Origin of the sequence: Niastella caeni (assembly GCF_004834005.1) — a bacterium.
Classification (GTDB): domain Bacteria; phylum Bacteroidota; class Bacteroidia; order Chitinophagales; family Chitinophagaceae; genus Niastella; species Niastella caeni.
The window spans coordinates 57,722-78,881 of sequence record NZ_STFF01000001.1; the positions used below are offsets into that span (position 1 = coordinate 57,722).

General features: G+C 45.0%; 14 protein-coding genes. All 14 read right to left on the reverse strand.

Annotated elements, in window-relative coordinates:
* Window positions 1–27 precede the first annotated feature (27 nt).
* The 14 genes from FAM09_RS00280 to FAM09_RS00345 all read right to left on the reverse strand — a co-directional run bounded on the left by FAM09_RS00280 (window position 28) and on the right by FAM09_RS00345 (window position 21,097).
* Window positions 28–1,443 carry a contractile injection system tape measure protein gene (locus FAM09_RS00280; RefSeq protein ID WP_243751616.1) on the reverse strand — a complete coding sequence of 472 codons (1,416 nt, stop codon included), beginning with the start codon at window positions 1,441–1,443 and terminating at the stop codon, window positions 28–30.
* Window positions 1,444–1,446: 3 nt separating this feature from the next.
* Window positions 1,447–5,661, reverse strand: coding sequence for a PKD domain-containing protein (locus tag FAM09_RS00285; RefSeq protein ID WP_136575081.1), 4,215 nt, complete (start codon window positions 5,659–5,661; stop codon window positions 1,447–1,449).
* Between the two features lie 19 nt (window positions 5,662–5,680).
* Window positions 5,681–8,761, reverse strand: a complete 3,081-nt coding sequence (locus FAM09_RS00290; RefSeq protein ID WP_136575082.1) for a hypothetical protein — start codon at window positions 8,759–8,761, stop codon at window positions 5,681–5,683.
* 19 nt (window positions 8,762–8,780) lie between these two features.
* Window positions 8,781–12,578 (reverse strand): hypothetical protein, encoded by a 3,798-nt coding sequence (locus tag FAM09_RS00295; RefSeq protein WP_136575083.1) that lies wholly within the window; start codon window positions 12,576–12,578, stop codon window positions 8,781–8,783.
* A gap of 2 nt (window positions 12,579–12,580) precedes the next feature.
* The gene (locus tag FAM09_RS00300) at window positions 12,581–13,033 is read right to left on the reverse strand and encodes a GPW/gp25 family protein (protein ID WP_208025455.1); all 453 of its coding nucleotides are present in this window, start codon (window positions 13,031–13,033) and stop codon (window positions 12,581–12,583) included.
* A 16-nt stretch (window positions 13,034–13,049) separates the two neighbouring features.
* Window positions 13,050–13,337 carry a PAAR domain-containing protein gene (locus FAM09_RS00305; RefSeq protein WP_136575084.1) on the reverse strand — a complete coding sequence of 96 codons (288 nt, stop codon included), beginning with the start codon at window positions 13,335–13,337 and terminating at the stop codon, window positions 13,050–13,052.
* A 9-nt stretch (window positions 13,338–13,346) separates the two neighbouring features.
* Window positions 13,347–15,098, reverse strand: a complete 1,752-nt coding sequence (gene vgrG, locus FAM09_RS00310) for a type VI secretion system tip protein VgrG (protein WP_136575085.1) — start codon at window positions 15,096–15,098, stop codon at window positions 13,347–13,349.
* A gap of 62 nt (window positions 15,099–15,160) precedes the next feature.
* Entirely contained in the window at window positions 15,161–15,838 is a 678-nt protein-coding gene (locus FAM09_RS00315; RefSeq protein WP_136575086.1) for a CIS tube protein, read from the reverse strand.
* 2 nt (window positions 15,839–15,840) lie between these two features.
* On the reverse strand, window positions 15,841–16,020 hold the full coding sequence (locus tag FAM09_RS00320) for a DUF5908 family protein (protein WP_136575087.1): 180 nt from the start codon (window positions 16,018–16,020) through the stop codon (window positions 15,841–15,843).
* Window positions 16,021–16,027: 7 nt separating this feature from the next.
* On the reverse strand, window positions 16,028–16,492 hold the full coding sequence (locus FAM09_RS00325) for a phage tail protein (protein WP_136575088.1): 465 nt from the start codon (window positions 16,490–16,492) through the stop codon (window positions 16,028–16,030).
* A 131-nt stretch (window positions 16,493–16,623) separates the two neighbouring features.
* Complete coding sequence (locus FAM09_RS00330; protein WP_136575089.1) at window positions 16,624–17,067, reverse strand: phage tail protein; 444 nt, start codon at window positions 17,065–17,067, stop codon at window positions 16,624–16,626.
* Between the two features lie 103 nt (window positions 17,068–17,170).
* A complete protein-coding gene (locus FAM09_RS31170) occupies window positions 17,171–19,243 on the reverse strand; it encodes a phage tail sheath family protein (protein ID WP_136575090.1) in 2,073 nt (690 codons plus the stop codon).
* Window positions 19,244–19,271: 28 nt separating this feature from the next.
* The gene (locus tag FAM09_RS00340) at window positions 19,272–20,504 is read right to left on the reverse strand and encodes a hypothetical protein (RefSeq protein WP_136575091.1); all 1,233 of its coding nucleotides are present in this window, start codon (window positions 20,502–20,504) and stop codon (window positions 19,272–19,274) included.
* Window positions 20,501–21,097: a DUF4255 domain-containing protein gene (locus FAM09_RS00345; RefSeq protein ID WP_136575092.1), complete on the reverse strand. Its 597-nt coding sequence runs from the start codon at window positions 21,095–21,097 to the stop codon at window positions 20,501–20,503. The genes FAM09_RS00340 and FAM09_RS00345 overlap by 4 nt, the downstream gene beginning before the upstream one ends.
* Window positions 21,098–21,160: the final 63 nt, after the last annotated feature.

Here is a 21,160-nt window from a genome sequence, read left to right on the forward strand (position 1 = left end):
AAGTTCATTGTTAGATATTCAATATTGTTAAATCCATTCAGTCTTTAAAAGATACGGCATCCAGGGCAACTTTATTATGCTGATGGTCCAGGGCAGGTGCTGTAACAACACATCCCAGGCCTTTTGCTCTACCAGCAACCGCCATTCGTGGTTGATGAACTGTAACCGGCCTTCCCTTTGCAGGAAGGTTTCGCGCAGCCCATCGGGTGATGTATCTTTTAATATATTCCAGTGCGCTATAACCGCTAACAACAGCTCATTCACCTCCTGCTTCTCTTCTTCGGTTAACACTATATCAGTATCTACAGCACTGTCTGTTTCGAGGCCGCATACTATTTTGGCCAACCCCAGCTCAAACTCTGCCACCTGTTCTTTACCCGATGCAAGGTATTGCGCCAGGCAAACCGCTCTGTTAATATCCGAAAAATTACCGTCCTGTAAAAGTCCGAGTTTTGTAAAAAAGGGAGGAAGGAACAATGCCATGATCACCAAACCTGCATTACTGACATAGATCCCCTCCTCTAATATATTGCTCTGTACCGGGTTATTGTTATTTACCGGATGCTCCTTTTTTGCCTGCTGTTGTTCCTGCTTTTCGGGAACAGGTGTTTCCCGTTTTAGGGTCAGTTTATCCCGCATGCCTGAAACCGGCAGTTGACTGATCTGCTGTTGTATTTGTTGCCAATACCCTTTTTCAGCAAGTTCCTGCAACAGTTGCGCTCCTGCCTGGTGTACAAATTGTGCTGTATTCTTCTCCTGTATATGTTTCATTACTGCCTGCCTGAACACCTGCATTACGGCTTTTCTTTCTTCACGCGAAGCAGTTGTTAGTCCCAGTTGTATGGCTTCTGCAAATGCCCTTATCTCTTTTTCTATACCGGCATTTATAAGTAACACCAGTTTTATAAATAATGCATCAGGCACCTGGTAGATGATCCGCTGTTGTACGGCCTTTTGCTTTATTAATTCTTTAAACCTGTTTTGGGTAACTGTACTAAATGCGGCGGTTACCAGGCGTTCCATCTCTTCTACCCAGGCTGAATAAGAAGTAACCGGGCTCCACCAGGGTAAATTACCGTGCTGCAAAAAGTATATAAACACTTCTTCAAATACCTGCGGATAACTTCTCGGTTGCAGGGCAGCGTGCTTTATTGATTGTTGTATGCCGAGATCTATTCTATTGCCGATCTGTTGTTTTATTTGTTCAATAGCCCTGCTCATCCAGTTTTCCGATGCATCAAGGTCAATATGTATTTCCAGTTTGTCTATCTGGTATACCATTCCTGTTTCAGGCAATTGTTCCAGTTGCTCTTCAATGGAAGGCATCAACTGGTTATGGCACCAGTTCACCACGTTCCGCTGCAGCTCAAAGCCATCGGTGCGGCCGTTGTATTCAACATCCAATACCTGTTTACGAATGATATGTTTACCTGTTAATTGCATCAATTATATACTGTCGAATATTTTTATGATAGCCCGAATGACGGAGAGGTATTTCGGTTTTATAGATGCTTCGCCATTGGTGTTGATGCGCACATCTTCGTTCCTGAAATCCTGTCCCATTTCCTTTATCACTGCCATTTCCTGTGCTGTAAACTGGTCGCGCTGTACTGCCCATTCCGCTACATGTTCACGGATCACCTTGAACACTTCTTCCATTGGTATCCTGGCCTTGTCGAGATCATCTTTCTGTATACACATGATATACATTGCCAGTTGGGCCAGGATCCTGTACAAGCACAGTGCCAGTAACCTGAACTCTTTACCTCCTATCAATTGCTGAAGTGCATTTAACCAGGTTACCAGCAGGTTGTTGATGGTTTGTCCACCTACGGGTGTAGCAAAGAAATTGATCTGCTGATCAACCGGCATATTCATTACGCCTGCCTGTTCCATTTGCCTGAAATAGGATTCTACCTGTTTGTAGAACTGGAAGACATCTCTGAATGCAGGGAAACGGTCGGGATCATTTTCGGGTAGCTTATTAAACAATTCTATGATGGCGTTCAATGGTGAGCAGGATTTTTCGGCCTCTTTTTCCACTGTTATGGTCACCCTGTCAGTTGCGGAATCGCCACGGTTATCGGTCACCTTCAACTCAAACACATAAGTACCTGCCACCAGCGGGCCTGCAGTGGCTACTGCAGCGTTTGCCGAACCTATGGGTGTATTAGGCCCACTCACCTGGCTCCATGACCAGTTGGTAATAGTACCATCAGGATCGAATGATGCGCTGCCATTCAATGTAACACTATTTACCGGTAGTGCTATTACCTGGTCTAACCCAGCGTTGGCAACAGGCGGCACATTGGGGGGTAATTCTACAGTTATGCTTACCGTATCAGTACCGGTTAAACCACCATTATCGGTCACTGTTAGCCTGAATACGTAGGTACCCGCCATAAGACCCTGTACTTTTGTTTTTTCCAATCCCGGATTTAAAAGAGTAGGTACATTGGGACCACTTACCCATTGCCACAGGTAACTCTGTATAGGTCCTTCAGGATCTGAGGAGCCGCTTCCATCCAATTCCAATAGATTGGTTGAAAGCACATAGTTCCTGTCTGCTCCTGCATTGGCTGTGGGTGCTGTATTAGGCGGAGGCGGCGCCGGGTTCACGATCACGATCATGGTATCCCTCGCGCTATTGCCATTATTATCGGTTACAGTTAATTCAAATTCGTAGGTGCCTGCCAGTAATCCGCTAACGCTGGTTTGCGAGCTGCCTGGCGTTGCGATAGATTGTGTACCTGGCCCGCTTAACTTGGCCCACTGGTAACTGCTGATGGTATTACCTTCTGCAGCGGTACCACTTCCGGTTAAGGTTACACTATTTACAGGCAGGGTTATAACCTGGTCGGTACCGGCATTTGCTACCGGCCCTTCTGTTGGTTTGGGTGGTTCTTTTAATTCAGGCACGAGGTACTGAATGGGCGGACAATCTGAACAACAACGGTACGGCAAATAAAAATCTGCTATTACGGTACCGTTTACAATATCATCTATAGGATCGCCTACGTCAACAGTCCCCTCTGCGCCTAACACAATTCTTAAATCGTCTTCTGAATCAACGAATATTTCTTTGTTATCATAACCAGGGAACTGCACTATTAAAGTAGTAGGTAATTCAATCACCACTTGTCCGAAATTACCGGTAGCATCGGTACTGGTCCTACGGGTAGATTCTTTTACCATAACCTGGGCATTGGGAAGCGGTATGCCGGTTTCATCCAAAACCTGCCCGGTTAAATTAAACCTGCCAAAAGCCCTGCCCGAGGAAATTCTTGTTCTTTCGCTGTGGTATACGATGATGAAAGTTCCGCCCATAGGTACACCGGCTTTATGTTGTATGCCCGGATGGCTTTTTGTGAAATGTCCGAACTGCCTTAGTAAAGTAAGGTATACTACACGTTTCAGGTATTCTGTCCTCAGGGCTTTAAAGGCGCTGCATTTACAATTGAAGATCAGGGCATCGAGGTGGTCAGATAAGTCTTCAATACGTAATGCCTGCATAATAGAACTTGCTACCGAGGCTACCGTTACCGCAGTTGTACTGCCGGCCGGTGGGTTAATAAGTGCGGGCCTGTTAGTGAGTATTCTCAGATCAGTTGCTTTTTTCGCTAATAAAGAATGCAGGTGGCAGTATTCTTCTGCATCAAAAGTGTCGAGTGCCGATGGTAATTGATTCGAGAGGCGAATGATATAAATCGGCACTTCGAATAAAAGAACAAGGGACGCAAGGAACTCATTATTGCTTACATCAGCGTTGTTGTTATTGTTCAACCCTAATATTTCCAGGATCAGGTCAAGGGTAACATTACCTTCATCGCCTACCCTGTTATATAATTCTTCTATGATGGCGCCGAATGAACCGGGCTTCACCATATAACCCGGACTGCAATGCTTAAACAGCGGTACTTTCGACGGAGTGCCTGCAACAGCAGCTCTTGTGCGGCTATCCTCGGGCACATTCAACCCGTCGTAGTAATACTTCAGCTCCTTGCATAACGTACACAGCATTTCATTCTTCATTGCATCGTACATGGCCTCCAGGTCCTGGAAATGACAGAGCATGTTCATCAGGTCCATGTCGGCAATAGTGCCGGTTAAGTTGAATGAAGAAACATTTTTAGCAGTAATTCCCTTTAGTATGTTTGAGTTATCCGTGCTTAATGCTATAACATCAACGGGCAACCGGTTCTGCTTGATCTGGCTTTTCAGGTTTTGTAAAACCCGGGTATATGATTTTCCAATAATTCCTTCAATACGTAAGAAGTTATAAGGCTCAAGGTCGTAAAGTAAAGGGGTCTTTATAAAATCCTCAAAGTTATTGTACTTGTCTGCATGATACGATAAGTTACGGAAAGGTATGCCCTGCCGCGTTTTCTGGTAATTCCAGTGTTTGTATAAAGGGGTCGGTTCATTGTGCACATCGTAATAATAGGGAATAGCTTTTTGCGACAGGCCAACATCGCCAAGCGTACTGGGCGTTATGCGAATGTAGGGATCGATGCCTGCTGTTGGTGGCCCACTGCTCACCGGGGGAATAGAGAACTTTTGCCTGAGCAAGACCAGCTTTTTAAACAACATTCTCAGTTGGGCCAGTATATTTCTCTGGTCAAAAAGCGGGGAATAAATAAAGTAATGCCTGTATGTGGAAGGTGTTCCTGCAGGCAGCGGTATGGCTTCCCCTAATAATAAATGCCGGGGGAATAAACCACTGTCGGGACAACAGGCACTTAGTATATGCGTCCCTGTTTTACGGAATTCTTCATAGGCCAGCAAAAAGTCTGAAAAAAGATCGTAGTAATACTGTATATGCTGTAACTGGTTAGTTGTAATAGTGCCGTTGTTCAGGAAAGCAAAGGAAGCAGCCAGCCCGGCAAAGGGGTTGGATGGATATTCATCCAGTACAAAACCTGAAAAGCGGTCATAGGCCTGTTTTAATGCATCTTCTGTGCTCCCCAGAAAAGTATTGTTGAGTACTGCTTTATAGGCATTGAAAATATCCGCACTGGTTACAGGGTTGGTATTGGGCACATCAAAACGGCGCATTTTTATTTCAGGCAATCCGGTGAAAGTGTCCATATTCACAGAACCGGCAGCAGGGCCGATCAGTGTGGCGGCATCGTCCTTGGTAACCAGCAGCGGTTTGAAGTTTACGGTCACATGTATGCCTTTATCGTCGCAGGAGTTGGGATCGCAGTTCTTGTTCTTTTCTGCCAGCAGTTCTACAAACAACAATACTACTTTATCTTCAAGGAATGCCGGTGTTATATCAATTGCGTCAGGATCAACACCTGCCTGCTTCAGCTCCCATATGGTATCAAACTTCGGTTCCTTGGTGGCTATGTCTATAAAGCGATCGTAATACTTTTCCTTCACCGGGTCGTAGGTGTTGTACTCAGTAAACACTAAATGCGGGAAGGGCATGGTTATTAAATAACCCTCAGAGGTTACACCGCAACCTTTTGTAATGGTCACTTCGGTTTGGGCGGCATTTACCTTTACTTCAAGACCGCATACTATGCCGATACCAATTAAGTTGGTGCGTGTCATCCGGCCCTGTTCATCGAGATAGCCAAATAACTCATTCAGATCAGAAGAGGTGAGCAACTGGTCTGGTACAAACTCGGGAAAAACAGTATTGACCGGATACATATAATTCAATTTTATTTTTTTAAATAATAGTTTGGTTCAGGAATACCCTGTTTTCATCATCGCCATCCGCACAATCGTGCAGGCTTGCTTTGGGATAAATATTCTTTAATGCGGCAAACAGGGTCAACAGTTCTTTCAACAGGTTGCTCAACTGCACGGTATCAGGCGCTGGTTTGCTTAATTCGGTTAACCAGGCACACCATTTCTCTTCAAACTCCTGTAGTTGTTCTGTAGATACCCAGCATACTTTTAAGGCCAGGTGAGCAGGAATTTCTTTACGAATGGTTTGTTCGGCAAAACGGCGGAAAGCAATGCCGTTGTTGGCCAGCCCTTCTTCCCCATTCAATACAATGGTGAGGCGGAAGGAATAAGGGTCTTCTTCACCACATACATTGCAATCAGGACCGATGCAGATATTCAATAAGGGATCACCATCGGGCAGCGGGCCGCCTGGTTTATTCCGGGGCCTTAACAACAAGTGCTCTACTATAAATACTTTTTCTGCTGCAAAGGCTTTTTCTGCAAAGGTTATAATCTGGTCGCGGGCTATTTCGGCCAACGCCTGCGAAGCAAAGGTTTGCGGATGTGTTGCGAGAATATTTGCTGTATCATCCAACAGGTTCAAAAACCAGTCGGTAGTTTGTATGGTCTCGAATCTTGCCACATCGGCAATGAATTGCCGTACTATGCTGATCTCTGCTTTTGCTTTTTCTTCCGACTGCGAACGAAGCGGGTCGGTAAAGGTGTTGTTACTTATCAAATACACCTGTCCGTTATCACCGGTCAACCGCCAGCGTCTGTGCAGGAATACACCGTTGCTGTCATATTCGTCAAACAAGTCAAAATACCCGGTAAATTCAGGAATGCCCAGCAGGCGGCGTATGCGCATGGTCAATCCTGCTATGTTTTCGGGGTGGCAAACTTCGCCGGGGTCTTTATAATTAAACGAACGTGCTTTATTATAGCTCATGAAGGGATAATCCTTCAAAAAGGCTATCTTATCTTTTATCAGTTTATCATCGGCCACTTCCTTGCTTTGTGAATAGGAATAGAGCATCAGGGCATAATCATTAAACTGCTCGGCAAAACGGGCCAGTAAATGATCGAGGAAGCGGTTACGGCGGTCGAGGAAAACAGTTTCCGATTCTTCCAGTTGCTGCAGGTTTGTACTATTAAGACCGTTTATGATCTCATCCAGCCCCTTTATTTCTTTACTGGTCAGCAATCGGGAGAAGTAGCTATGTTGCACGGTAGGATCTACTGCAAACAGGTCTTTTACATGCGCCAGTTGTTCCATGTAATTCACCAGCAATTGCTCATAAAACAACAGGTAGGCTTTCAGTTGTTTAGCCTGTGCCTTTCTTTTTGCCGAGGCAGTAGCCGGCAATCCTTCATACCCCACGCCATAGGTTAACGGCAATGAATATTGCAATGGATAATAGCCGGTAAGATCATAATAGACGCCCTCAGGAACAGGCAGGTCATTTTCCGTTGCAGAAAATTTAGGCTGAGCGTTATTACCTATTACTACCTGCAAGGTATCTGCCAGTTCCAGCTTATCAGGTAAAAAAGGCAATCCGTTCTTAAATACCAGGAACCTGGAAGCTTCTGCATACAAGCGGGGCTGGTGGTTATAGCTTACCTCCAAACTCCAGGGTTCGCTTTTTACCTGGTATCCTTCATCATCGTACAAAGTGAGTGCAAAGTTTTTTACTGCCTTTACACCCGGTATATCCATCAATAGGTTAATAATATCTGAAGTGTACAATATTCTCTTCAGGTTGGTGCTTTCGAGCTGTACATCATCTACAAAGCCGTTATTCAGTTTGGGGCCTTCAAATATTTCATCTACTGTTTTTCCTGCTTCCAGCAATTGCGTGAGCGAGTAGAATTTTATATCAGGGCTAAAGTACTGATCGATCAGGTAGTAGGCCTCCGCCAGTATGGCCTCAATATCAACATGGGGTTCTACTTCCATATCTGCACAGATACCGATGTCTTCGGTTTCAACTGCCTTGATGGTGCAATAATCTTCATCGAGATTACGATGGCTGTGCAGTACCTGTTTGGTAGTGGCTATAATGTCGTTCGCCCTGCGTATTTTATCGATGTATTTGCTGATGATACCGCTGGAAGTTGCATCACTTATTGCTGCTTTCAGATCATCTATTGTTACAGCCTTACGATCGCTGTCGCTTTTAAACCAAACGGTAAGTGGCACATCATTAAATACTATTTCTGCCGGAATTAATGGGGTGGTAATATCTACACTGGGTATATATTTAACTTTAAAGGTGGCATATACAGGTTTACGTAACCGTGATGCCAGCTCATTTGGTGGAATATCTACATCATCGTCTTTGGTGCCAGATATAAAAATGTCAACTACATCAACATTTGTTACAAGGCTGCCAGGGTGTACCAGTTGCAGGAATTTCTGCCAGGTGATCTCGTCTCCTTCAAAATGTTTGCTGATGATCTCTTTTGAATCGATCATTTTCCAGGAGGGCAATCGCATTTCTATAGCGGCTGTTGTTAGCCCCGATAGTGGTGCAAAGGTGAAGTTGTATTTTATCTTTCCGCTGTTGAGGTTACCCATACCTTCCTCGTCTTCAAACTCTACCAGTACATCGTATAAACCTTTGATCGTTATTTTATGCTCGGTGGGTTCATATTGCAGCACGCTTTTTGCGCAGTTGGCATAAATATACAGGTCTTCACAGGCGCATTTCTTACAGGCCAGCCAGGCGTTCTTCACACCATTTATATCGATCAGTAATTTGCGAAAGTCGTTTACCGTCCATGGGTTGGTAGTTAAAATTTCACGGGCAGTATAAAATGCCTGCCGGTTATGGTCGGGTATTTCATTAAAGGGAACAGCCAACAGATCTTTTATATCCAGTGAGGTGCGGTAGCCAAGGTCGGTAATGGCATAACACAACAATTCCATTTGAGTAATGCCGGGGTCGTGAATGTTGTAATCTGTCCACCAGCGGCTGCCCAGTTGCTCTATGGCCTTTAATCCTTCCTGCCGCAACAGTTCGTAATTGCTACTGTTGCTTAGTTGTGGATGCTTTTGTATGGTGATGCTCTTTTGCATAATAGTCAATGGTGAATGGTCAATGATGTGTGGGTGCGGCGCCACCGTTACATTCTGCCGCTTCTTCCAATTCTTCTATAGTTATTTCATCTATTTCGTGTCTTGAGGCCTGGGCCGATACCAGTATGCTTCTGGCTGTTGAGGCTACGATCTCGTCAAGGTCATCTGTTTCAGGGCCAAGCTCAATGGGCCTGTGATACATTTCTACATCGGTTATGAAATCCACATAAGGTCTTTCCTCAATAAAATCGATCAGCACCGATTTATATACTTTACCGCCAAATGAAATATCTGCATCGCCCGTATATGCCCAGGGTGTCAGGAATTGGGTTATCTCCTGCTGCAGTTGTTTGTAGTAATAGGTAAAATCATCGTATCCTTTTAGCAGCTTCATTTTAAATTTCAGCCGCACTTCTTCAAACTGCGGGTTACGTACTTTCAGGTTTACATGACAGGATATTTTCTTTTTCAAAAACTCCTCTATCTCCAATAAGGTGTTCTGATTGGTATAGGGCCGCAGCGGGTTGGTATCATTCCTGTTTTGCAGATCGGGTATGGTTATCACTGTTACATATCCCGGTGCTACCTCATTGTATTCAGGATCGCCTGTTTCGGGGTTTTCAGTGCGTGTATGGTTCAGGCATTTGGCTTTGTATATCTGCTGGAAATTTTCCAGCACCAGGTGCTCATAATCCCAGATAGTAATAGCCCTGTTCTTATGACGAAGCCGTTCGCTTACCCGTACATAAAACTGGTTTTCCTGTTCTTTGGCACGGCCTCCAAATGAGGTATAACGCTGCTCGATCTTTTTAACCGCTGAATCCGGCACCTTCAGCTTGGTTATACTGGCTGCCGGTAACGACTTGTTGAGAAAGTCATCAGCATTGTTATTCGGCGTAAAGGTTACCAGGGCTGCCTGTGCATCAATTGACAATAATTTACAAACGGCTTCTGCATATTCGGTTACTGCGGCCTTTAACCAAATGTAACCGGTAGGCAATATGGTATTCGCTGTGGTGGCATCGGCTGGTATAACAAATGATATGATACCTGATTGCACCAACTGGCGGGTAGCATCACTGATCGTCTTTTCATCAAAATTTTTCCACTCGTTATTCGACAAATAGCTCCAGTATACATGTTTATCGGGTTTGGCAATCGTAGGATCTGCCGTTCCCTCCATTACCTGGAACAAAATATTCACTACCTGTTGTGCCTGCAGCTCTTCAATGCCTATATAGAACTCACCTATATGGCGATCCAGTGGTGTTTCACCGTGTTTGAACTGTGGCAACAGATAAACTCCTGTGGCAGATTGAAAACCCCATTGCTCTGCTTCGCCAAAAGGATAGTCATGAAAGAACTGTATGTACCTGGGCGTATCCGTTTCAGCCGTACTGCTGAACACTTCAATTTTATTGGCAGTATAACTTAAGTACAAAGATTGTATAACAGGTGTATATGGTTCAACAGGTAATGGATTGGAGGCATCCGCCATACCATTCGCTTTATTGATGAGGTAGGTGGTAAGCGCAAGCTGGTAATTCTTATGCCCAAAGCCTTCGGTTAACTGTAATGCTATATACCCTTTATTAGCATTTATATTGTACCCTTCATATTCGTCGTGGTAGTCTACAATAATATCATTACTTACAGCCGTTTCATAATAAGGGAGTGTAACCGTTGCATCTACATTGGAGGGAGCAGAAAAGATCTCTACACCCGACCCCCAGGCTTCCCAGATACCATTTCTAAGGTGTCGCATGATGGCATTAGGTAACTGTGCACCGTCGGGCTGGGTTCCATAAGCAACGGTTGAATAAGTGAAGGAAGTAACATCTTTCCATTCAATATTCAGGCGGAGGTCCGTATTCTTTTTACTGAACACTTCTTTGCTGCCAATCACCAGCCGGTTGCCGGCAACGGGTAATGGCCCGAATGGTTGAAATGGCTGCGCAGGATCGAGCGGACCAAAATCGTTGGCGAGTAATAATTGTTTAATGCCTGTCTGATCATTTACATTCACATTCCCTACTTCTACCTTTACCTCTATTTTTTTAATTTTTACATTTTTCAGGTTGTCATACTCATAGGGTGTATCGTCGGTATTTTTCAACACCATTTTCAATACAGGCACCTGTACGTTCAGGGTTCCGCCATGAACAGTTGCCACATAGTTGGTAATGGCCGGCGCATCGCCGTGCAAAGTAATGGTCAGTTCAGCGCATGGGGTGCTATCGGTCATACCACCGGATGCGATGGCTGTGACCGCTGTTGACGGAATGGCCAGCCATTCTTTTTCGGTTGTCAGGTAATAATCGAATGCTTTATTATACAGCAGGCCATTGCCACTGCCTGCGTCGAGCCGGATAATTATTTTTCTTTCTCCCTCGGTTAGGTACAGGTAATGCGAGGCTATCGTAAAACCGATGCTGGCATTGGGGGTGGCAATATCGGTCAGCTTTGCTTCTGCATATTTTTTATTTACATAAGGATGCCATTCCTTATGCGGGGTGGTTAGCGCGGCTCCCAGGCCATCATCGCTATTGGCAACAGCAGCCGCAAATAACCGGTTACTGTTTACTACTGTAGGGCTCAGCGGTGCCGCTGTAAGCGGATGATTATCTTTATTGAGAAGGGATGCATCGCCGAGGTATACCGATTTAAGCTGGGCTATTTTTGCTTTATTAAAAGTGGTGGTCCTGTCCAGTGCATACAACACTTCTTTGCCGGCGCTGTCTTTACCTGCCTTAAAAGTTGTTCCTTCTCCCAATGCATACCCGTCTGTCATTTTCGCCAGCTCAACCAGTATGTGCGCTTTATTGGGCATGGCTGCTTTTGGCAGCAGTTGTAATACTTCTTTATAATAGAAATCAAGGTGTCTTTGTGTAATAGTATTGATGTCGGCCTGGGCAAAACGAAAGAGCTTTAAAAAGGCCAGGAATAATGCATAATGTGCAGGATGCGTGTTCCAGTTCTCCAGTGTGGCCAGCAGGTTTTTGGTTGCTTCCGCAATGGCTTTGGTATAGCTTTGTGTATACTGATCGAATATTGAAGCAAACAGGTTGTGGTTGGCCGCCTGGTTGATACGGCGGAAATCATTCCACAGAATATCTCCAAAGATGCTGCTGTCGGCATTGATGGTCCCTATATAAGTGCTCCAGTCGGAAGCGCCGTTCCTCCACCAGGTTTTTGATAAACCGTTGCTGATAATTACTTCGGCTGCCTGTACGGGTGTGTTCAGCACTTTCCAGCCTGTAAAATCTCCGGGCAGTAAAAACCCTTCTGCAACTGCTGCTTTATAATAAGCCAGCAAACGCTGTAATGCCGGAGCCAGTTTGGTTTCAATAATATTCTTTAAAGTGCCTTTGAAAGCAATACGGTTCTCTTCCTCTACATCATACTCAGGCAGTTTGTGAAGGTAGCGGTCCAGGGCTTTGGATATGCTCAGCACCACGCTGAATAATTCATGCAGCTTTTGCATCACTGCATTCAGGTTACCTGCATTGTCATTGTTCTTTATAAAATCAAAACGTTCTTTTATTGGCCGGCGGTAACCGTCAATATCCTGAATGGCGATACTACCCAGTAAGGCTGATATATCGGAGGTAAAAAATGTTTGCCAGTTGCCGTTACTGGTACCGGTAGCATCGTAATAATTCAGGTATGCGGCGAACTCTCCTGCAAACACAATCCAGTCGGCATAGTCTTTTTCATTCACCTGCACATAACCTGCCTGCAACCCGGGCAATAGCCGCTCTGCCTGGCTGGTGCCGTTGTGTTGCAATGGGTTTTTATTGTCGCTACAGTTGCTCATGATTATAAGGATACCCCGTCATTAGTTGTTAAAAAATTCAATTCAGTAGCTTCGTTGCGGTAATAAGGGAATACGAAATTGAACCTGTTATTAGTGGTCCTTATCACGTATTCTATTTCTATCAGTACTTCGCCTTCCAGTTCGTTGGTGGTATTCAGCTCTATCTTCTTTGGTTCTATCCGAGGCTCGAAGTACAGGATGGCAGTCTTGATCTTATCCTTTAAGATCGTTTTGGTAGTGGTGTTCAGCGATTCGAATAACAATTCTTCCATATTGCAGCCATATTTTGGTTGCATTACCCGTTCGCCTACTGTGGTGGTGAGCAGGATCTGCAGGCTTTTTTCAATATCCTCTTTTTTTGCTGTCATTTCCACTTCACTCAATTGCGTATTGAATGTTGGAGGAAAGCTCCACCCCCTGCCTAAAAATTCATCGTTGATAAATTCCTTTGCCATAAAAATATTTTGTGTCTTAACCTATCATCACTGTCGTACAGCCCATTGTTATCGATCCGCCATGTGCAGTGCTGTCGCCCTGGCGGGCTGCAGGCATACCACCTATAAACACAGTGGAAGAACCGGCTATGATGGTGTCTGGCGGACCAGTACAGGTAAGCATATCACCTACTCTTGCTGCCGGCATACCACCTATCAATACGGTGGTGCATCCTGGCGGTAATACAGGGCCGCCTACATGGGCCACAGGACCGCTGCTCAGCGGGCATGTATGCATATCTCCTACTCTTGCTGCTGCGGGCATATAATAATGTTAGTTTATTTGTACCATTCCGCCTTTTACTTTGGTAGAACCGCCTGAGGACAGTTCAGCGCCACCGCTCCCGTTTATTTTTGCCTGGCCGCTTCCTTTGATATCTACATTCGATTGCGCTTCGGCCTTGATGCTTCCCTGCGCCTTCATATTGATGTCTTTAATACTTTCTATGGTTATGCCATCTTCATTCATGGTGAACTTATTGCCATGCTGGTCTTCGAGATGGATCTTTTTATCTTCTTCGGTTATGATCATTTTATTGCCGCCCGGTGTTTCGATCTGCAAGCTTTTCTTATCATCGTTAAACACCATTTTCATTTCGCTGCGGCTTACATAGCCTTTTTCGTGGTTATCGTCTGCTGCCTGTATGGGAGCCGGTTTGGCGCTGCTGTTCAGCATGCCCAGCACAATGGCATGACGTGGATCGTTATTGATAAAGCCTACTACTACTTCATCTTCCAGTTCGGGCCTAAAGAACATGCCCCTGTTCTCGCCCGCATCGAGGGAACTTACCCTGCACCAGATCCCTTCTTCCTCTTTATGAATTAAAGGCATTCTTACTTTTATCCGGTCTTCCCCATCGGGGTCATCCTGTAATTGCGTTACTATACCTATCTGTAACCCTTGTATAGCGGGTAACATGGCTGCGGCCTGTGGTTGCTGTACAGTATAGGTTTCTGCAAACCAGGCTGGGTCTATGCCAAATTGTATGATGGTTTGCCAGTCGCCTTTCTCCACTTCATGCCGCACACCGGTTACAAACAATTTTCCTTCGAAGCGTTCGCCTACGCCATTCAGTTGTATCAATTCGCCGGGTTTTACATCGGGTGTACCATCAATGCGAACCTTACCACGTATTTTGGCCAGCCGGTGTTTCATCATTTTAGCATTGACAAGGGCCTGCAGTTCGGGTTCTTCTATTTTACCGCCGTGGTAAAGGGTGAATGCTTCTTCACCTATTACATCAGCCAAAGTAGCTGCATCGAGGTTGCCGGCATCGGGAACCCCGGGGTCTTCCGCCTCTACGCTGTCTAACAGCTCCTGTCCTGAATAATCCCACATAGTGCCTTTTACTGCTTTGAACTGTAAGCGGGCATCTATTTCTGCATCAAGGTCGTGCACGGTAGCGCCGTATTGAACGGTCAATGCTATTTCTCCGCCAAAATCGGGCTTGCCTATTTTTATCTTACCATCATCTGTTGTACACAGTAACCCGTTGGCATCACAACGGCAGAGCATAAAATCCCAGTCGGAGGTATTGTACTGCACCAGTTGCTTGTGACTGATAGTGGTAGCTTCTACTTCTTTATCCAGCCCGTAAGCGTCGATCAGCTCTTCCATCACGTCGCTGTCTTTAGTATCTACAAAGTATTTGCTTTTACAGGTAACCGTCATTTTTACTGCTGCATCCCTGCATTCAACCAGCAGCACGCTGTTCTTTTTCCTTACCTTAATACTGTGTTTTATAACAATGCCTTTGAATATGGTTTCTGCATCGCTGCGGTAACCGCATTTGATCTCGAGTTCTTTACCGGGCTCAAATTCAGGCTTGCTGCTGATCTCAAATGATTCCTTGGATGGTTCGCCATCCAGTATGGTGATCATGGCAGAGGCTATGCGGTTCACTTCTTTATTCACCACTATTGAAAGAACCTGGTATTGTTTGGTCACTTCATTGCCATCAGATAGCAGTATGGTGTTCACCACTGATTTTGACTGCGACGACGGTATGGTCCTTTCGTTAGGCATTCTTCAGATTTCTGATTTTGAGATTTTGGGATTTATAGATTTTAAATTCCAGACTTCCGACTTCATGTCTTCGCTATGGGAGGAAAAAATATTTCCTGCCCCGGTTGAATGCTCCGGAAATTACTGAGCTTATTCGCCTTTGCTACCTGTATATAATATTTTGAATCGCCGTAAATTCGGTAACACATCAGGGGCAGTGTATCGCCTTTTTTAATAACCCTGTAATGGGTGAGGTCGGGAGAAGAGTTGTTTTCCTCAATTACCCGCAGCTCTTCGGGTTTCAGTTCGCGAATGGTTACCTTACAAACGGCCCTGATCGGTTTACCATCGGGGTTAAACAATTTGTAATTGATGTTTAACGCTGTGCAGATGCCCTTCATTAGGGAAGTACCCCATACCAGTTTAAAGAATTTTGGCTGGTGTATGTCCCCTTCATATTTCATCAAAAAGTCTTTAAACCGTTCAAGGTCTTCGGCAATATCATCGCGGGGGTTGCCATCAATAATGCCTGTATTATCGAATAAAAACTCGAACGATAGTTCTTCCGGTGGTTTCATGGTGAACCGGGGCTGGTTGCCACTGGTGCCTGATCCCTGGTTACTGCTGAATTCCATTTTGGTTTCCAGGGTATAACTTTCGGGATTGATCATGGTCACAAACTCCTCTCCCTTGTGTTCATCGCTGAAATCGGGATCGGTGTAGGAAATGATCCTTAGTTTTTCAAACTCACCTGTTGCCATGGTTATCGTTCGTTTTTGTTTTTACTGATCTCGATAAATGCTTCTATGCTTTGCGCAATAATGGCTTCCTTTTCTTCTTCGGGTTTATTGTTGCCACCCGCAGGCGCTGCTGCCGGTTGTTGTCCCTGTGAAGGCTGGTTCACCGTTACTTTGATATACAGCTCTTTTATTTCAAGGCCCATACTGGTATTATTTGGGAAGTGTGAAATAACTATAGCTCAGATCGAGGGTTTCAATAACCAGCGAGTTTTCCTGTGCGTTGAGATCGCTCACACTCCATTTTTTTGGCCAGGCCCTGTATATATGCCAGGTTTTTAATGGCTGGTGTTGTTCATTCAACAGCATAATATCTATCTCTGCCGGTTTATTACTTTTAAAATCCCGGTTCTGTAATATGCCCAGGAACCATTCGATGAGCTTTGAATCGGTGAGCAGTCCTCTTTTCAGCGACAGATCAGGATACTTGGTACGAACCGGCAGCTTATGCTCGAACCGGTTCTCACCGCCTTCCTTAAACGATTCTGTATCGTATTCAACATTCAGGCCGCCTACCGACTGAAAGCGTACGTCGTTGTCATTCCCGATATTCAGGAACTTTACACTAAAATGAAACCCTACGGGAGGATAATATCCTCCTGCTGAAGGAGAAGCCATAACTCAATGTTACAGGTTACTTGATCTGGTTCCAATTAACAGGGCTCAGAGCTTGCCCCTACGTGTAGGGGTTACAGCAAGGCGGGGCAAGCCCTGAATTCTATACTGCTTTGAAAAACTGGTATATCAGGTTACTGCGCTAAAACCGTCAGTCCTTCATGCGCGATCTCCAGCGTTTCAATAGCCACTTCATTGCCATCTGCTTTCAGATCACTGGCCTGGTATTTTACCGGGAAAGCGTTTTTGGCAGTCCAGGTCATGATGGGCGTATGGCCTTCATTTAATAAGCTGATGATAATTTCGCGGCGTTTTGATTCGTGTGTGTAGGGATCCATATCGTTGATCCATTTGAAGAAGTCTGAATCAGCAGCCATGGTGCCACGCTTGAGGGTTATGTTGCTGTACTTCAGCATACCCGGTTGTTTGATCTTACTGAATATGGGATTATTGCCTTCGCGGTATTCGATCACTTCGATCTGTACGTCTAAACCTGTTACCTCTGTAAAACCTATACGCTCTACACCCCACTTTACCGAGAAATGAAATTTAGCTATGGGATATGTCGGTGTTGCCATTTTTATTGTTTTAATGGTTTAATTTTTAAAAGGCTGGTGGTAAGTGGCTAGTGACGAGTTGGTTGGGGAATTCACAGCCCCACCTGCTACTCGCTACTTACTACTAGCTCTCTGCCATCTTATGAGAGAAGCGCAGGATGATGAACTCTGCCGGGCGTACTACTGCCATACCTATCTCTACTATCATGCGGCCTTCGAGTATATCAAGAGCGGTCATGGTTTTACCCAGGCCCACTGCTACATAAAATGCATGTTCGGGTTTGGCGCCCTGCAAAGCACCCTGCCTCCATAAAGTAGTGAGGAAATTCTCGATCATACCTTGCACCCGAACCCAGGTATTTCGGTCATTGGGTTCAAAAACAAATGGTTCGGTAGATTTCTTACACGACTCTTCTACCATGTTGAAGAACCTGCGCACGCTGATGTAACGCCATTCATTATCGTTACCTGCCAGCGTACGGGCACCCCAAACCAGTGTACCTTTGCCAGTGAAGGAACGAATGGCATTGATAGATTTTCCGGCTACAGGGTCCACATTCATATCCGACTGGTCTTCTGCAGTTATCTGGAAGGCTGGGCCGGTTACATTCAACACACTTTCATTGGCCGGAGCTTTCCATACCCCTCTTGTATTATCTACGCGTGCATAAATACCGGCTACTGCGCCGCTTGGCGGTACCTTACTCATTGTTTTTTTAATGGCGCGTACAATATTGGCTACGATCGGATGATTGGCATACAATGCGTCCTGCGCCATTTTCTTATACGTACCTGCCGCCAGTTCAATTTTTGCAACGAATTCAATCAACCCTTTGGCAATAGCATCCAGCACAGGCAAAGCGGCCATAACCGTTGCTCTGTTGGCGGTATCATCTGCGGCCCCACCCGATGGCATAACCGGAGTTCCGAAATTGGTGACCAGGGGTTCAATGCCATTAGCAACTGTATTATCTGTTATATCGTTCACACCTAACCATGAATCTGTATCGGGTTGCGGGAAATCCTGGTAACCGGTAACATAACCTGGCATACCGTCATTGAGCAGCACATTTACATCGGCATTCTTTTCATAAGCGATCAATGCCTTCACATAGTTCCTGAGACCTGTTCCAGGGTCAGAGGCTGCAGAGTTCAGGGCATTTAACAGGTCCTGGTTCAAAAACCTGTTGGCGCCGGTATACCAGGTAGGGAAAATCACGGCAATGGCCCTTACATAATTCACCAGCGTTTGGTAGGCGGCTACCGTAGTAGCTTCAGAGGCCAGCAATACAGCGCTTCGTAAGAAATTATAATGATCGGTTAAGGAAGCTGAAGGGTTCTTTAGTGTATTTACATCTGTTGTGATGCGGTTCCGGTCGGTGGTAGAATTGTTGGCGGTAATCACCAACGCATTCAGATCAGCGTCTGAAGAAACAGCAGTGGCCAGGTTAATATTTGCTGTATCATCATGGTTCCTTACATTATTACGGAACAGTTCGAAATCTACTGTTCTGGGATAGGATGTCAACAACCAGGGCGAATAAGCTGCGGCATATTTCAGGTTACTGATACCTATATTATCCCTGAAATCATCAATAACGGCATCGAGGTCATCAGCATCTCTTTCATCAAGATCCAGTACAGCAACACGGTCCATCAGTTTGGCGCATTGTGAAATGGCCGCCTGTTGTAGTGCATAAAACTCCGCTTCATCGAGGTTTACCGCATCCGGCATCACTAAGATAGTAGGCTCATCATACTTTTCAATAGCATCCAATCCGGTGTTCAGGGCAGTTGAACTGTCCAGCACACCATTGGTAAAGGTATCTTCTGAATAGAATCCAACAGATACCACATAACATTTACCCCCACCATTATCATAGAACAACCGTATGGCTTCATATAGATAGAAGACCTTGTCGATGTACGATACTTCCAGCACTGCAAAATTGTTGTTTTCATTCAGCAGTACTTCAACATCGCCAGGTTTGTACCCATAAGCCCCTCCGAACCAGGTTTCAAATTCAATAAATGAAGAAACCTCTGTAGGGATGCCTGCAATGCTTTCTCCGTTCTTTTCGGCCTTTTCTGTATATCCGATAAACGCAGGGATGGCCGTTTCTACCTGTGCAACGGATGGCGGTAACTTGGGTATTTCTTCCACATACACACCGGGTGTTTTGTAACTGGTTGCCATATTGTATGATTTAATAGATTTTAAAGATTCAGTAATTAAGATATATAGTACAGTAATAATCTTTTCCGGGTTCTTGTCGGCTTAGCATGCCCGATATATTTGGGTCGGGGTTAGGGGCGGAAGGAGGTTCATCACTTACCGGGCTGCTTAGTTCCAGATCGTACAACCCCGGTATTTCATACAGCGGTATAGGGCGATCCGACTGAAAATATTCCGGCGGGTCTGGCGGTGAAGGCATTTGCGAAAAAGTATAAGTGCTGGTTTTGTCATTGATCGCTACCACGCCCTTGCGGGGTGTTATATACTTCCAGTAGGCCAGGCGATTGGCAAAACGTATCTGGTAGCGAAGCCACTGCAGCGTGCCGCCACTCACGGTATCTTTTACTTTCCCGGCTGCATCCAGCAAGGCAAAGTCGCTGGCTGCAGGCAGGTGACTGAATATTTCAATAACGCCGAATACATTCCTGTACACTGCTGTATCATCTACAAATACATCAAACTCATCGGTATTGATCTGTACTTTATACCGGGCAGGCGGCAATTCCGACAAATCGGCCAATACATCCTGCGTGGGTTTATCACTGGTTACTGTATGTTTCGTAATTTTTATTTCACGGTCGTATTGGTCGTTGGTTATATTTAATCCAAATACTTTTATGTTGAAGGTAGTAGCCGGCGCTGTGGTACGAAACCTGTTTGTGCCTGTTATAAAAGGCAGCATATCGCCTGAAGAAACGAATTGCGAAGCGCCGCGTGAAAACCAAAAGTTGGCATTGGTTGTGTTGTTACCGCCAGCCGTACTTTGAATACATTCGTATACAGTTCCTGCTCCATTATCTGCCAGATCGCCGGGTTTGTAGGGAGTAAAATTATCATAGTCGGCAATCTTACTACTCAGGTGCAAATTGGCGCCTGCGCTGTTCTGGTGAAGGTTGGTAAAATAATACCGTTGCTTCATTTGCATCCGGTCTGCATCTATATTGGTAATGGTGGTAAATACCGGCTGGTTCAAATGGAGGTAAAACAGGAACTTCGTTTTTGTCAGCATGCTTACAAAGGGTTCGTCCTCACTGCCGGCATCGGTTTTTACTTTCACCAATACCACCAGCTTATTACCAATGGTCTTGTACAAGAGCTGGTGATTCTTCAGCACCTGCGCGGTTTCTGCCGAGGGCAGTACGCTAAAATCCCTGCATTGCAAGTTGGCATAGTACTCATTCAGCAGATCCACCATGAATAATATCTTATACTTTGTTGTCATGATGTAACAGGTTGTATTACTTTGTCGTTAATCTGTACTTCTTTAATAAACCCGCTTTCGCTGACTGTTAGATCTTCATCAATCGTTAATTGCCGTACCTTATACAATACAGAAGGAATATATTTTCCACCCAATGTGCTCCACAGGTGATTGACCTGTTCAAAATTCAATGTGCACAAGTCAACTATCAATTTTTGTATCCTGGGGTCCAATGCAGGGTGTGTTATTGGCGTGAATACATGTTGAAACTGGAAGAATTGCAGAATATAACTTAACCACAGCAGGTTATCGCTGTAAGTGGTTCTGTTAACTGCAAACAGGATGTACACGTTCAAATACAATTGCGGACTCTTATACCTGGTAGCTACATCTGTTCTTACAAAATTCTCCTGTTGCTTTGATATACGATCTTCTTCCACATTTACTAAAGAAAGAATCGCTTTATTATTAAGACCGGCCGAAGCCACTTCACCATCAAATACTCTTGATACGTTACCCAGTACAAGCCTTGGCGGTTCGGTAGCAGGTCCCATTTTAAGCACGAGGTATTTATTCAGTTCATCGGCAATGAACTGCAACGACTCATTGATCATATCAATAAAGTTTGACTGATTTTAGTTTGACATCAACAATTATAGGTAGTTCTTAAGTCAGTG